This is a genomic window from Pollutimonas rozaliensis, assembly GCF_048751585.1.
Taxonomy (GTDB): domain Bacteria; phylum Pseudomonadota; class Gammaproteobacteria; order Burkholderiales; family Burkholderiaceae_B.
Window position 1 is genome coordinate 1 of record NZ_JAZHOB010000196.1, and the last position, 260, is coordinate 260.

The window sequence follows — 260 nt, forward strand, 5'->3', positions numbered from 1 at the left end:
GGAACGTTCATTCCTTATGGAGGCTCGTAGCTCCGAGCAAATGAATCACAGACTGCAACGAGTGTTCTCTGAACGCTTACGCCGTCAGGCTCAGGCTGATAACCCTGTAACTTCGTTTATAGGTGAAACAATTGATGTAACTGCGTTGATGGGTGTCGGCGGTGCTGCTGTTCCTAAGGCGTATCAAGTATCTCGTGCTGCTGCATTTAGTGTAGGCCTTGAGTGCTAGCAGTAGTTATACCCGCAGCACCAACGCCTAC

The 260-nt window shown here is 50.0% G+C and carries 1 protein-coding gene; it reads left to right on the top strand.

Features of this window, described 5'->3' with window-relative positions:
- Nucleotides 1-229 (top strand): hypothetical protein (locus V0R37_RS22555; RefSeq protein WP_420376617.1); only part of this gene is annotated, 229 nt, incomplete at its 5' end.
- Between the last annotated feature and the right edge of the window lie 31 nt (nucleotides 230-260).